At 69.0% G+C, this 12451-nt stretch carries 8 protein-coding genes; 7 read left to right on the forward strand and 1 reads right to left on the reverse strand.

The annotated features are described in order from the left end of the window. Window positions 1-56: 56 nt before the first annotated feature. From ACVCMB_RS14185 to ACVCMB_RS14215, 7 genes are all read left to right on the forward strand, one after another. Window positions 57-518, forward strand: coding sequence for a MarR family winged helix-turn-helix transcriptional regulator (locus ACVCMB_RS14185; protein ID WP_395116007.1), 462 nt, complete (start codon window positions 57-59; stop codon window positions 516-518). 176 nt (window positions 519-694) lie between these two features. After that, window positions 695-1825 (forward strand): efflux RND transporter periplasmic adaptor subunit, encoded by a 1131-nt coding sequence (locus ACVCMB_RS14190; protein ID WP_395116009.1) that lies wholly within the window; start codon window positions 695-697, stop codon window positions 1823-1825. Window positions 1826-1832: 7 nt separating this feature from the next. Next, window positions 1833-4940 (forward strand): efflux RND transporter permease subunit, encoded by a 3108-nt coding sequence (locus ACVCMB_RS14195; protein ID WP_447105444.1) that lies wholly within the window; start codon window positions 1833-1835, stop codon window positions 4938-4940. A gap of 52 nt (window positions 4941-4992) precedes the next feature. Next, window positions 4993-6432, forward strand: coding sequence for a Wadjet anti-phage system protein JetA family protein (locus ACVCMB_RS14200; RefSeq protein WP_447105445.1), 1440 nt, complete (start codon window positions 4993-4995; stop codon window positions 6430-6432). Further along, the gene (locus ACVCMB_RS14205; protein WP_447105446.1) at window positions 6429-7070 is read left to right on the forward strand and encodes a DUF4194 domain-containing protein; all 642 of its coding nucleotides are present in this window, start codon (window positions 6429-6431) and stop codon (window positions 7068-7070) included. Before ACVCMB_RS14200 ends, ACVCMB_RS14205 begins: the two co-directional genes overlap by 4 nt. Further along, a complete protein-coding gene (locus tag ACVCMB_RS14210; RefSeq protein WP_447105447.1) occupies window positions 7057-10488 on the forward strand; it encodes an SbcC/MukB-like Walker B domain-containing protein in 3432 nt (1143 codons plus the stop codon). Before ACVCMB_RS14205 ends, ACVCMB_RS14210 begins: the two co-directional genes overlap by 14 nt. Then, entirely contained in the window at window positions 10485-11690 is a 1206-nt protein-coding gene (locus ACVCMB_RS14215) for a Wadjet anti-phage system protein JetD domain-containing protein (RefSeq protein WP_447105448.1), read from the forward strand. Before ACVCMB_RS14210 ends, ACVCMB_RS14215 begins: the two co-directional genes overlap by 4 nt. Here the strand turns inward: ACVCMB_RS14215 and ACVCMB_RS14220 are convergent. Continuing rightward, a complete protein-coding gene (locus tag ACVCMB_RS14220) occupies window positions 11673-12329 on the reverse strand; it encodes a hypothetical protein (protein WP_447110570.1) in 657 nt (218 codons plus the stop codon). The genes ACVCMB_RS14215 and ACVCMB_RS14220 overlap by 18 nt on opposite strands. Window positions 12330-12451 lie beyond the last annotated feature (122 nt).

A 12451-nucleotide genomic window follows, 5' to 3' on the forward strand; every position in this document is an offset into this window, starting at 1 on the left:
AGGAGGCGGGCGGCTTATGCTGGCCTCAGGTTTCGGGCGGCCGGGGGCAGCGCATCATGGCGAAAACGGAAGACCTATCCTTCGGGTATCTGCTCAACGACGTGACCTTGCTGTTTCGCAAGCATTTCGATCGGCGCGCGGTGAGATTCGGGCTGACCCGCGTGCAGTGGCGCGCCACCAAGATGTTGTACCACCGCGAGGGCCTGCGCCAGACCGAACTGGCCGAATCGCTGGAGATGGAGCCGATCGCGGTGGGCCGGGTGATCGACCGGCTGCAGGCCGCGGGCTTCGTCGAGCGCCGCGCCGATCCGCGCGATCGCCGCGCGTGGCGACTCTACGTCACCGACCGCGCACGCGTCGTCATCGGCGACATGGAGCTGATCGCGCGCGACCTGCGCAAGGATGCCACCGCGGGCATCGAGTACGCCGAACTCGAACACGCGCTGGGCGTGCTCAACCGGATCAAGGAAAACCTGCAGGCGCTGGATGCGGGCGAGAACCCGGGCGCCTCCGACTGATCCGCGCGATGTCATGTGCCATCGGTCCTGCACGGGTTGCCGGCGCGCGGGCGCAGAATGGAGCGTCGCCGGTACCGGGTGGGCCCTGGCCCCCACGGCCGGGCAAAAGCATTGAATGTCGTGGTCAAGCCGCGTGTCGCCCACGCGCCGGTTGACCCGGCGTGGCCGGAGCGAGCATGCCGCAGAACAAATCCGGGAAACTGCTGCTGATGGCAGCTGCGCTGCTGCTCGCCGGTTTCGGGGCGCAGCAGTTCTGGCGCGGACGCGATGGCGCGGCGAGCGCGCAGGCGACCCCACCCGCCCAGGCCGTGCCGGTCAGGGTCGCCACGGCGCAGCGCGGCGACATCGATCTCTCGTTGAAGGTGATCGGCAGCGCGCAGGCGTGGTCCACGGTGACCGTGCAGTCGCGCGTCAGCGGCCAGTTGCAGGCGCTGTCGTTCAAGCCCGGCGGCCATGTCGCCAAGGGCGACACCATCATCCGCCTCGACCCCAGCCTGCTGCAGTCGCAGCTGGACGAGGCGAAGGGCAACCTGGCCCGCGACCAGGCGCAGTACGCCAACGCACAGGCCCTGCTGAAACGCTACGGCCCGCTGCTCAAGGACGGCTACGTGGCCAAATCGGCATACGACGAGGCCAAGGCCAACGCCGGCCTGTATGCCGCCGCGATGAAGGCCGACCAGGCGGCGGTGGAACTGGCACGCACGCAACTGGGCTATGCCACGATCCGCGCGCCGTTCGACGGCATCGCCGGTGCGCCGCTGGTGTATCCCGGCGCGCAGGTCAGCGCCAACAGCACCGATCTGGTGGTGCTCAACCAGGTGCAGCCGATCCACATCCGTTTCGCCGTGCCCGAAGCCGAACTGGCCGGGCTCAAGGCCGCGCATGCCCGTGGTGCGGTGCCGGTGATCGTGCGCTTGCCGGGCAAGGCCGCGTCGATGCAGGCCACGCTGGACTTCATCGACAACGCGGTGGACGCCAGCACCGGCACGATCCAGCTCAAGGCCCGCTATGCGAATGAGGACGATGAGCTCACGCCCGGCCAGTTCGTCGAGATCACCCTGCCCACCACGCGGCTGACCCACGTGGTGACGGTACCCGCGGTGGCGCTGCAGAACTCGCCGCGCGGCAGCTTCGTGTTCGTGGTCGATGCGGGCGGCGTGGTGCACCAGCGGATGGTCACGATCGGCAGTGGCGCGGCCGACCGCGTGGTGGTCAGCAAGGGTCTGGACGGCGGCGAGCGGGTGGTCACCGATGGCCAGTTGCTGCTGGTCGACGGCGCGCGCGTGCGCGTGCTGAGCGGCGGTTGAGCGGGCCATGAACCTGCCTGCGCTGTGCATCCGCCGGCCGGTGATGACCGTGCTGCTGATGGTTGCCCTGGTGGTGTTCGGCGTGGTGGCTTATCCGAAGCTACCGGTGAACGAGTTGCCGAACGTGGATTTCCCCACCATCTCGGTCAGCGCCAAGCTGCCCGGCGCCTCGCCGGAGACGATGGCCACCGCGGTGGCCACGCCGCTGGAGAACGAGTTCTCCACCATCGCCGGCATCTCCACGATGACGTCGACCAGCGCCTTGGGCTCGACCTCGATCACGCTGACCTTCGGCCTGGACCGCAACATCGACGCCGCCGCGCAGGACGTGCAGGCGGCGATCTCGGCGGCGCAACGGCAATTGCCCACGACCATGCCGACCCCGCCCACCTTCCGCAAGGTCAACCCGGCGGACAAGGCGATCCTGTATCTCACCCTGAGCTCGGACACCTTGCCGCTGTCGACGGTGAACGAGTACGGCGAGACCCAGCTGGCGCAGCGGCTGTCGATGGTCGACGGCGTGGCCCAGGTGAACGTGTTCGGCTCGCAGAAGTACGCGGTGCGCATCAGCGTGGATCCGAACAAGCTGGCCGCCAACGGCATCGGCATCGACACGCTGCAGCAGGCCATCGCCGACGCCAACGTCAACCTCGCCACCGGCTCGCTCAACGGCAGTCGGCAGTTGCTGCAGGTCAGTTCGGACGGCCAGCTGCAGCGCGCCGCGCCGTACAACGACATCGTGGTGGCCTATCGCAACGGCGCGCCGATCCGGCTGTCCGCGCTGGGCCACGCCAGCGACGGCGTGCAGAACGACCAGGTCGCCAGCTGGTTCGACGGCAAGCGCGCGATCGTGCTGGCGATCGACCGCCAGCCCGGCTCCAACACGGTGGCCACCGTGGACCGCATCCGCGAGGTGCTGCCGCAGTTCCAGGCCAGCCTGCCGCCGTCGGTCAAGCTCGGCGTGCTGTACGACCGCTCGGAATCGATCCGCCATTCGGTCGACGACGTGCAGTACACCCTGCTGCTGGCCGGCGTGCTGGTGATCCTGGTGATCTACCTGTTCCTCGGCAACGCCTCGGCCACGCTGATCCCGGCGCTGGCGCTGCCGGTCTCGGTGATCGGCACCTTCGGCGTGATGTACGCGCTGGGCTACAGCCTGGACAACCTCTCGCTGCTGGCGCTGACCCTGGTGGTCGGCTTCGTGGTGGACGACGCGATCGTGATGCTGGAGAACATCGTGCGCCACGTCGAGCAGGGCATGGAGCCGTACGAGGCGTCGCTGAAAGGTGCCGCGGAGATCGGCTTCACGATCTTCTCGATGACGATCTCGCTGGTGGCGGTGTTCCTGCCGGTGATGTTCATGGGCGGCATCGTGGGCCGGCTGTTCCACGAGTTCGCGGTGACCATCAGCACCGCGATCCTGATCTCCGGTTTCGTCTCGATCACCTTGACGCCGATGCTGTGCAGCCGCTTCATCAAGCATGGCGGGCACGCGGAGAAATCACGCGTGGTGCGCTGGTTCGACCAGGGCTTCAACCGCGTGCGCGACGGCTACAACCGCTCGCTGGCGTGGTCGGTGCAGCGCCCGCGCGTGGTGCTGGGGGTGTTCTTCGCCAGCCTGCTGGCCACCGCGGCGCTGTTCGTGCTGGTCGACAAGGATTTCATCCCGGCCGGCGACACCGGCCAGCTGATCGTCAACGTCGAAGGGCCCGACGACATCTCGATCACCGCGATGAAGGCGCGCCAGCAGGAACTGGCTGCGATCGTGGCGCAGGACCCGAACATCGACAGCTTCATGTCGTCGGTGGGCAGCGGCGGCTCGCGCGCGACCACCAACAACGGCACCATGTTCCTGCGCCTGAAACCCGCCTCCGAGCGTGCGCTCGATCCGGCGCAGATCATCCAGGAGCTGCGGCAGAAGTTCGCCCGCATCCCCGGCATCCGCGCCTACATCCAGAACCCGCCGGCAATCCAGGTCGGCGGCCGGCAGTCCAAGGCGCAATACCAGTACACCTTGCAGTCGGTCGACCTGGATGCGCTGTACGCGGCGTCCGGCAAGGTGGAGCGCGCATTCGGCGCCTTGCCCGGTTTCCAGGACGTCACCAGCGACCTGGACCTCAACGGCCCGGCGATCGCGGTGCAGGTCGATCGCGCCCGGCTGGCGCCGCTGGGCCTCACCATGCGCCAGGTGCAGAAGGCGCTGGGTGCGGCGTTCGGCGCCAACCAGGTCTCCACCATCTACGGCTCGGCCACGCAGTACTGGGTGATCCTGCAGGTCGCCTACGCGCTGCAGGATGATCCGGCGGTGTTGTCGCAGCTGTACGTCACCTCCGGCAGCGGCGCGCTGGTGCCGCTCAGCGCGGTGGCCAGCTTCCAGCGCACGGCGCGCCCGCTCACGGTCAACCACCAGGGCCAGCTGCCCGCGGTGACGATCTCCTTCAACCTGGCGCCCGGGGTCAGCCTGAGCCAGGCGGTGAGCCGCATCGACGGCGCGATGGCGCAGTTGCACCTGCCGGCGACGATCACCGGCAGCGTGCAGGGCACCGCGCAGGCGTTCCAGGATTCGATGCAGGGCATGGGCCTGCTGCTGGTGCTGGCGGTGTTCGTGATCTACCTGGTGCTGGGCATCTTGTACGAGAGCTTCATCCACCCGCTGACGATCCTGTCCGGCCTGCCGGCCGCCGGCGTCGGTGCGCTGCTCACGCTGATGATCTTCCGCGCGCCGCTGGACCTGTTCTCCTTCGTCGGCATCGTGATGCTGATCGGCATCGTCAAGAAGAACGCGATCATGCTGATCGACTTCGCGCTGGAGCGGCAGCGCGTCGAGGGCATGGCGCCGATGCAGGCGATCGTCGAGGCCTGCCACGTGCGATTCCGCCCGATCATGATGACCACCATGGCGGCATTCGCCGGCACCTTGCCGATCGCGCTGGGCATCGGCGCCGGCGCCTCGGCACGCCGACCGCTGGGCCTGGCCGTGGTCGGCGGCCTGCTGGTGTCGCAGGTGCTCACGCTGTACCTGACGCCGGTGATCTACCTGTACATGGATCGGCTGCAGCAGCGCTTCGGGCGAAAGCGCGCCCAGGTCACCACGCTTCCGGTCGGCGAGCCCTGAGACATTCTTGTCGCATAATCCGGGGGTTGATGACATCCGGACGGAGCTCCGCTTGACCACCCCAGCCACGCCGCCGCTGTTCGCGGTGCTGCCCCCCAGCCTGTTCGCTCCGCTGGCCGCCGCCAATCGCGAGCGCTACTGGGAATTGCTGTGCCGGCTGTTCGAGCAGTTCTTCGGCCCGGACGCGCCGCTGCCGCCGAGCATCGGCTTCCAGCGCCGCGAGATCACCGCCGCTCTTGAGAACTATCTGCTCACTGACGATCCCTGGGAAAGCGAGGAAGGCGACGTACCCGGCGCCTCGCTCACCGATCGCGCCAACGCCATTCACGAACGCTTCCGCTCCACCGGCTGGCTGCGCCAGGAACGCGTCGGCGCGCGCGAGATGGTCTCGATGACGCCGGCGGTGTCGCAGTTCCTCTCCACCCTGGTGGAGTTTGCCGAGCACGGGCCGACCTTCGTCTCGGCCAAGGTGCGTTCGATTGAGCTGCAGCTGCAGCAGGTGGTCGAGGGCAAGGCCTTCGGCGACGCGCTGGATGAGGCAGCCGACCAGGCGCGCCGGCTGCTGGTGTCGCTGTCGTCGATGAGTCTGAAAGTGCGTGACCTGATGCCGGAGCTGAGCCGTGCGGAAAGCACCGCACAGTTCGCGCGGCAGTGGTTCGAGCGTTACGTCTCCAGCTTCTTCGTTGGCGACTACGCCGACCTGCACAAGGCCGATCATCCACTGGCGCGGCGCAGCGCGATCCTCTCGATGACGCAGCAGGTCGAGGGCACCGCGCTGCGCGAGACGATGCTTGGCTGGTATCGCGAACACCTCGCGGGCGGCGATACCGAACGTGCCGAGGCGCGCCTGCAACGCAGTTTGCGCCGGCTCTACGAACTGGAACGTATCGACGAATACCTGGGCCGCCTTGACGAGGACATCCGCCAGGCCAACCGTCGGGCGCTGGCCTTCCTCGACTACCGCCTGCGCGCGCCGGACAAGCTCGACGTGCTGCTGCGCCGCGCCTGCCGCGGCGTGCTGCAGGCGCCGGAAGACGCGCTGCGCCTGCCCGTGGCGCCCGGCGCGTTGATGGACGACGCGCAACTGCGCCCGCCGCGGCGCAAGCCGCAGCCGATCCCGCGCAGTGCCAACGCCGTGCAGCAACCCACCCCCGAACAACTGGCGCGGCTGAGCCTGCTGCGGCGGATGAAGCGCGCGCGGCTGGTAAACGCCGAGGACATGGCGCGCTACGTCGGCCGCCACCTGCCGCCCGACGGCAGCGTCGATTCCGCGCAGCTGGCGATCACCTCCATCGAGGACCTGCGCGCCTACCAGACCCTGCTTACCCTGGCCCTGCGCAGCCACCGTACAGGCGGCCTGCGCCGCGACGATCCGCTGGCGCGGTTGCTGCGCGGCTTCCGCGTCGAGCTGCTGGACGTCGGCGAAGCGGGCGACAACGACTATCTGCGCGCGCCGCGCTTCATCATCAGCCGGCTGAGGAAAACCGCATGAAACGCAGCTGGAACACCCTGAGCCAGATGTCCAACGGCGTCTACGCCGTGTCGGATTTCGAGCGCGCCGCCTATCGCCTGGTCACCGAGCAGGTGCTGTACGCCAGCGACCGCGGCGCGCGCGTGGCCTATCACCTGATCGAGGACCACTTCGACGACTACCTCGCCGCGCTGGCGCCGCTGGGCATCCGGCTGGAGCGCAACGCGCACTACCGCTACGTGGTGGCAATGCCCGCGTACGGCGAAGGCACGCCGGTGACGCTGGAAGAGACGCTGTTGCTGCTGGTGCTGCGCCAGCGCTACGACGAGGCCGCGCGGCAGGGACAGATCGAGGACCAGGGCGAGGTAGTGATGGAACTGCCCGAGCTGCAGGAGGCCTACCAGGCGCTGGTCGGACGGGCGATGCCCGACGTCGGCACGCTGCGCGCGCTGGCCCGCACGCTCAAGCGCTGGGGCGTGTGCCGGCTGGTCGAGTCCGAGCGCGACGACCCGCAGCCGTTCCACCTGCGCGCGCGCCCGGCCATCGTCGAGGTGGTTGGCGAGCAATGGCTGCAGCGGCTGGACCAGCACAGCCGCGACGACGATGCACCCGGTGACGACGCCGACGAAGCCACGGAGGACGACGATGCAACTGCTTGAGCGCGTGCACCTGGTGCAGTTCTTCCTGTTCGAGGCGCAGACGCTGATGCTGGATGCGACCAGCGCGATCATCGCGCCCAACGGCGCCGGCAAGAGCGCGCTGCTGGATGCCCTGCAGATCGTGCTGCTGGGCGGCGACCGCAGCCGTATCCGCTTCAACGCGCAGGCCGGCGGTAGCGCCCGCGCACGCAGCATCCGCGACTACTGCCTGGGCGTCTACCGCAGCGGCGAGGATGGCCGCAAGCGGCGCACCGCCACCACCTACATCACGCTGGTGTTCCGCGACCAGGACAGCGGCGTGCCGCTCACGTGCGGCATCGCACTGGGCGCCTCGAAAGACGAGCCGGACCACCGCATCTACGGCCAGTACATGCTGCCCGGCGTGGCGCTGGAACTGGACGATCATCTGGAGCGCAGCCAGGGCAGGGAACTGCCGCTGGAATGGACCGCGTTCCGCGAACTGGCCCTGCGCCGTTGCCGCGATGCCGGCAGCAGGCCCGAGCTGCACCCGACCAGCGAGCGTTTCGTCAAGGATCTGCTGTTCCGCCTGCGTGCCGCGCCCACCGCCCATCCGGACGTCAGCGCCTACCGCAAGGCGTTCCAGAATGCGCTGAACCTGCAGCGGGTCGAGGACGTCGACCTGTTCGTGCGCACCCTGGTCGCCGAGGATCGTCCCACCGACATCGCCCGCTTCCGCGCGCTGCTGGACACGTTCCGCCAGCTCAAGGAAAAGATCGAGCAGGTGGTGCAGCGCATCGGCGCCGCCGAAGGCGTCGAGCAGCAGTACGGCAGGATCGCCGCGCAGGCGATGCGCGCCGCGTCGTATCGCGCACTGGCCGCCGAATACGCGCGCGACCTGCTGGCCGAGCAATCGGACCAGGCCGAACAGGCCTGCGAGCACGCCGGCGACAAACTCGCGGCCACCCAACGCGCCTTGCTGGAAGCGAACCTCGAACAGCAAGCGGCCGAAGAAGCGCACACGCAGGCCAACGCGCGCCTGCAAGGCAGCCAGGGCTACGGCGAGCAGTCGCAATTCGACGAACTGGCCGCGCGCGACCGCGACCGCCTGGCGCAGGTGAAGAAGGAATTGCTGCGCGAGATCGGCTTCGTCCGCGACCAGTTTGCGGACATCCGCAAGCTGGGCCTGCCCACCGTGGATGCCGGCGTGCTGGCCAACGCACAGACCGGATGGAACGACTGGTACACCACGCTCGCGGCATTGCCTGCCGACGCCGGGCTTCCATGGGAAGCCGAACCGATGCACGCGCAGGCGCGCCACGCACTGCTGGCGGCCAAGCCGCTGATCGACGCCGTGGACGGCCATGCCCGTGCGCGCCATGCCGCTTTCGACGAAGCGCAGGCCCGGCTCGATGCCGCGCGCCAGAACCAGAAGCGCCTCGCCGCCGGCCAGGCCGAACTGCACCCGGACGCGGTGCGCCTGATGAGCTACCTGCGCGACGAAGGCATCGACGCGCAACCGGTTTGCGACCTGGTGCGGGTGAAGGACCCGGCCTGGCAGCCGGTGATCGAGGCCTACCTGCGCAGCAACGTCGAGGCGCTGCTGGTTCCGGCGGCCGACGAGGAACGTGCCACGAAACTGTATCGCTCGCTGCAGGGCGGCCGCTCGGTCTACGGCGTCAAGCTGGCGCTCTCCAGCCAGGCGCGCAGTGGCCGCGGCGCCGAACGGCCGGCCAGCGACAGCGTGGCCGCCCTGCTGGACGGCGACAACGCCGACGCGCTGGCTTTCCTGCGGCGCCAACTGGGCGAGCTGCGCTGCATGGATACCGAGGCCGAGCTGATCCGCAGCCGCCAGGGTATGACCCGCGACGGCCTGCTCGCCAAGGGCGGCAGCATCGAACGCCTGCGCCTGCCGGCCACCGGCGACATGAAGATCGGCGCCACCGACAACCGCGTGCGCCTGCGCGTGCTGCGCGAGGAGATCGAAACCGCCGAGCGTGACGTGCGCCAGCTGAAGCCGGAACTGGACCGCGCCGAAGCCTGCCAGCGCGGCCTGGCGCGGCTGGCCAATCCCGACGAGGCGGCGCAGTCGCTGCACGACCGCGTGCTGGAACATCGCCAGGTCGAACACCGCTACCGCGCGGCGATGAACAACCGCCAGGCCACGCTCGATCCGGACCTGCTGCGCCTGGGCGAGCAGGTGCGCGAACTGCACGAGCGCATGCTCGAATGGCGCAAGCAGGCCAACCGCCTGATCGGCGAGGAGGCGCTGGCCGCGCGCGCCTTGGACGACGCGAAGAAACTGCTCGACGGTCTGCGCGCCCAGGAAGACATCGTCGCCCGCCGCGCGGTCGAAGCGTTTGCCGCCCCGGACGTGGACAACAACCGCGTCGAGCGCCAGCGCGAGGAACTGGATGCGAAATTTCCCACCCTGGAAGAACGCGGCCGCCGCTGCGGCGAGCGCGCCGCCGAAAGCGACACCCGGCTGCGCAGCCTGCTGCCCGAAGCCTGGAGCGCACTGTCGCAATACGCCAGGGACCACGGCGTCACCACGGACTTCGCGCCCGACCAATGGCGCCCGGCGCGCGCGCTGCTGCAGAAAGAGCTGGCCTACCTGCGTGACACCGAGCTGGCCAACTATCAGGGCGAGGCCGAGCAGGCTTATGCCACCGCGGTTGAAACCTTCCGCGCCAACGTCGCTTCTGCGCTGTACGACAATTTCAGCAAGCTCAAGTACCAGATCAACACGCTCAACCGCACGCTGCGCAGCAGCCCCTCGTTCTCCAACAACGAGCGCTACCAGTTTCACTACGAGGTCGCGCCGGAGTACCGCGAGCTGCACCGCTTCATCCAGCGGGTGGCCGACGTCGGCGGCGAGGACAATCTCTTCGGCAGCGCCGGCGAGGTACCACCGGCGTTCCGCGAGCTGATCGAGGACAACGCCGCCACCCGCGCCGCAGCCTCGCCGCTGGATGACTACCGCCGCTTCTTCCGCTTCGAGGTGCAGATCCGCCAGGACGAGCACGTTATCGGCACGCTCAGCGAACGCATGCGCTCGGGCTCCGGTGGTGAGCATCGCGCCCCGCTTTACGTGATCGCCGGCGCCGCGCTGGCCGCGGCCTACGGCAAGAGCGAGGCGCATCCGGGCGGCATCGGCCTGATCCTGCTCGATGAATTCGGCGACAAGATCGACGCGCAGAATGCCCGCGCCACCGTCGACTACCTGCGCTCGCTCGGCCTGCAACTGATCCTGGCCGCGCCGGATACCGCGCAGGGCACCTTGAGCGGCGTGCTGGAAAGCTACATCGAGCTGTTCCGCGACGGCGACTTGCTGCAGGCCGAACGTACCGAGGTGAAGAAAGCCGCGCGCGAGCTGCTGCTCAGCGACCAGTTCGACCTGCATCCCGAGCTGCTGGTCGAGGAGGCGGCTCGCATCGCCCGCGGGCAGGCTTCCACGTGAGCGCGGCGCGGCAGGTACTGGAACGCCTGCTGCGCCGCGCCGAAAGCGCGCGCCTGCGCGGCGCCGACGAGCACGTCTCGTTGCCGATGACGAGCGCCGCCGAGTATGCGGCGCTGCGCTCATTGGACGAGCTGGAGCGTTTCCACGCCGAGGTCGCCCTGGCCGAACGCGCAGGCGCAGTGATTGCGCAGCGCGAAGGCCGCAGCGGCGACGGCTCGCGGCTGTTGCGGCTGGGCGTGGCCGATCTTGCCGCGCTGGCGCGGCACCTCGGCGTGCCGTTGCTGGACGAACAGGTGGCCGCGGCCATGCAGACGCTCGACGCGTGGACCGTGCGCTTCCCCGTCATCGTCGACGTGATCGAGGCCTGGCGCCAGGGCCGCAAGGTGCGCAGCTGCGGCGCCGAAGCTGCCGCCGAGCTCGCGCGTGCCGCGAAAGCGGTCGCCGCCCGCGCGGACGACCCTGGCCACGAGCGCATCCTGCGCCGCGAAAGCGTGCGCCTGTTCGGCGACAGCAAGCAGCTGGAGAAGCTCACGCCGTGGCTGGAGATCCTGGCCACCGGTGAGCTGGCCGCCAGCGGCCTGTCGAAGGACGAAGTGTGGTCGGCCATCGGCCTGCGCCGCGAACCGCAGCCGATGCTGCTGGCCGGCAGCGGCTCGGTGGAACTGGCCGACGCCACGCTGCCGCTGGTGCGCCCCTACCTGGGCCTGCCGGTCGAATCGGTGCGCGCGGTGACGACGCCGGCGCGTTATCTGCTCACGGTCGAGAACCTTGCCAGTTTCCATGACGCCACGCGTGTGCCGGGCGCGGCCGGTGGATTGCTGATCTACACCGGCGGCATGCCTTCGCCAGCGTGGCGGGCGGCTTACGCGTGCATCCTCGGCGGGCTTCCCGCTGCGTGGCCGGTCTATCACTGGGGCGACATCGACGAGGGCGGCTTCCGCATCGCGGCCGTGCTGGCCGGCGTCGCGCGTGATACGGGGCAGGTGTTGCGTCCATGGCTGATGTCGCCGACCGTGCTGGATGCCTCCATCCTGAGTGCCGCCGACGTGCCGGCGCCATCGGTGCTGACCGCCATGCGGCATTGGGCGACGCGAGCGGGCTGGGCACCGGTGGCGGAGGCGCTGGCGCGGCAACCGGTCCGGTTGGAACAGGAACGCCTCGATCCCTTGATGCCCGATCCGGATTCATCCGGCGCGCAGTGAATCCCCCAGATCCAGCCGATCGTCGAAGTCGAGGATCAGCTGGCGGGGAACACGCTCCGCACGCTGCCGTCGCCATGGTCCCGAGCGCAGCGAAATGTCCGCGGGAATCGATTCCAGCGGAATGGGATGCTGATGGGCCGCGATCCAGCGGGCCTTGGCGCAACAGTGGTATGCGTGGGAAACGGAGATCAGCAATCGGGTGGCGACGGTGCGCATGCGCTGGTCGTGTCGACGCAGCAGCATCGCCCAGGCGAGGGCCAGCGAGAATGGCAGCAGATCCTCGTCCGGCTCGTCCACCGCTGCCTCGGCGTCCAGCAGTGCGGACAGCGGATCGCGTCCGTCGTCGCTGACCAGACGAAGAGCCAGTGCGTGGCAGTGTTCCTCGCCGCTGCGGCCGTGATCGAGTCGCGTAGCGAAGCGGAACTTGCGATCGGCATGGATCAGCTTGCGGCACAGGCGCCGGATCACCTGCTCTTGGAAGGCGGGATCGAGGAAGGTGTCAGGTGCCCAGCCCCGTTCGCCGGCGAGCTCTCGAGCCTCCAGCCAGGCCTGTTGGCGGACATCCTCGTAACGATGCTGGCCTCGAGTCGCTCCCGCGATGCCACGCAAGGTGTCCTCACGCTGCACGAGAAACTGCATGAGTGCGTCCATCGCGCCTCGCCGGGCGGCCTCGATGGTTCGCGTTTTTACACCGGAAGGCCCGCCGGGGCCAGTGATGGTCCGGCGGTGGCCCTGCCGGTTGCCTCACCGGCGCAAGGGAA

The sequence above is a fragment of the Rhodanobacter sp. UC4443_H10 genome (assembly GCF_052978325.1).

Coding starts and splice junctions, on each gene's coding strand:
- ACVCMB_RS14185 (WP_395116007.1), top strand. CDS start 57: ATGGCGAAAACGGAAGACCTATCCTTCGGGTATCTGCTCAACGACGTG.
- ACVCMB_RS14190 (WP_395116009.1), top strand. CDS start 695: ATGCCGCAGAACAAATCCGGGAAACTGCTGCTGATGGCAGCTGCGCTG.
- ACVCMB_RS14195 (WP_447105444.1), top strand. CDS start 1,833: ATGAACCTGCCTGCGCTGTGCATCCGCCGGCCGGTGATGACCGTGCTG.
- ACVCMB_RS14205 (WP_447105446.1), top strand. CDS start 6,429: ATGAAACGCAGCTGGAACACCCTGAGCCAGATGTCCAACGGCGTCTAC.
- ACVCMB_RS14210 (WP_447105447.1), top strand. CDS start 7,057: ATGCAACTGCTTGAGCGCGTGCACCTGGTGCAGTTCTTCCTGTTCGAG.
- ACVCMB_RS14220 (WP_447110570.1), bottom strand. CDS start 12,329: ATGCAGTTTCTCGTGCAGCGTGAGGACACCTTGCGTGGCATCGCGGGA.